The 1,755-nt window shown below is 51.9% G+C and carries 1 protein-coding gene and 1 pseudogene; both read right to left on the bottom strand.

All coding sequences use genetic code 11. From position 1 onward, the window contains the following. On the bottom strand, positions 1 to 647 hold a 647-nt coding region (locus tag C1949_RS19190), incomplete at its 3' end, for a hypothetical protein (RefSeq protein ID WP_146040369.1). Next, positions 647 to 1,755: pseudogene (locus tag C1949_RS19185) on the bottom strand (hypothetical protein); the annotation flags it as partial. The gene C1949_RS19190 and the pseudogene C1949_RS19185, both read right to left, overlap by 1 nt.

Genomic DNA, 1,755 nt, shown 5'->3' with positions numbered 1-1,755 from the left:
CCGTTGAACTGCTCCGGATTTTCTATTTGCGCGGCATACTCAGGCGGCAGTTCGTAAGGTAGCGTTAGCACGATGAGGCCTTGCTCGGCGTCCAGCATGGCCTCCAGCACGTCGCTCCACAGATAGTCATCATGCTGAAAGTCTTGCCAGTAAGTTTGGTAGCTCGAGTCGCCACCCACCGAGGCCAGTCCGATCCCCACCAAAGCCGGGCCGGCCAGCGCAGCAATGGAGAGTGCCGGGTTGCTGATCAACAGCATCAAGACAATCCCGATCATCAGGAAAGGGAATACACGCAGGAAGATAAACACCATGTCGGGAATGTCTTGCCAGCGGCAGACCTCAAGGTGGTTGGAGGTTGCGCGATAGACGAAGACTGTTTTTTGCATGGAGTGTTTGTAGAAAAAAAAGCCCATGAATGCGGCAGTCGCGCAGAATATATCGACTTCAAAAGCATCGTTAAAAAAATAGCTATACAAAGCGATGCAAAGCGACGCTCCTATGATGCAGATAATTCCTATCCCGTCGAATGCCAGTATCTTCTTGTCAATAGCCTTGACTGTCCATGTCAATAGAACGCCTTCTTCGGAGTGCTTCCACTCCATCTTTTTTGAAAGCTCTGCTGTTTTGCGCCATGAGGTCCGTCTCATTAAATGACTCCCAGATTGAAACCGGAATTTGAGTGTGCTTTCACTGGCCCAGATGGAGATGTGGCAACACTAGCCGGTTCGACTTGCCGATTTTTTACGTAAGGATTCTCATGCAACGTGCCCTCCTGTATTCCGGCCAGGTTGATGCTGAATCGATAGCCGAGATTGTCGGGGCGTTGCAGTACAGCAGGTGGATACTTGATGCTGATATCAAGTCGGTCCATGCCGCGGGAACGCGGTATGTGGACGAGCCAGATACGCCAGTCAGTCGCCTGGTAGACAGGCCAAACTTTGTTTGGCTGATTGCGGGCCCCAAGGGAAGCCCATTCTCCAAGCTCGTTAAGTTCGATCCAGCGGCCCTCTGACATGTAACCAGAGTACATTCCTGCACGGTAGCCGGTTTCTCTGTCGGAGCGAAACCAGTTTCCTTCTGTAACCATCGTCGGGTGGATGCTTGCCGTGTGTCCGGCGATGCTAGGAGGGAAAATCAGCTTTAGCCAAACACCGTCTTCCAGTGTTTTGGCAATAACGGTGGGGCGCAGCAATACCTCGTGCAAGGCTCTTAGCTCGTCTGCATTTCCCTTCTGGGTGTCCGGCCAGTAAGGATTGCTCGCTTTGCCCCAACTGCTGCGGTAAAGCCATAGCTTGAAGCCCTCCAGCTTCAATGAGTCTGAAATTAGCGAAATGATTAGATGAGCCATGCCCAGCATCGCTAATGCGATAACCATCCACGGGGCAATAGTAAGGCTGGCAGACATCACTCCTAGCCAGGTAGCAGCGGAGGTCATTAATTGAAAAGCTGCAACCGCTCCAATGACGGCCGTGATGAATAGCTTGGCCCGCAATGCATTTTTCCGATCTTCAGACTCTGCACCACCTATTTCTTCTTGCACCTGAAAATATTCGGCTGCCGCGGCAATAACAGAAAGCGCAGACACTGCAATTGCTCGCATTGCAAAACTCTTGAACAGTGCCTTGTGCTCTAAGCCGCTTTCCCACTTATGGGCCGCAGCACTGGTAAGTCGGATTAGTTGCGGTTTAGCCCCGGTAGTTGTAACCGAGCCCGTTAGACCACTAATCTTCGACCACGCCGGTATCAACGTCATTG

Origin of the sequence: Halopseudomonas oceani, assembly GCF_002903165.1 — a bacterium.
In the GTDB taxonomy this organism is placed as follows: Bacteria; Pseudomonadota; Gammaproteobacteria; order Pseudomonadales; family Pseudomonadaceae; genus Halopseudomonas; species Halopseudomonas oceani.
Note: the sequence above shows the minus strand (reverse complement) of the source record. Positions and strands in the feature narration are given on the sequence as shown.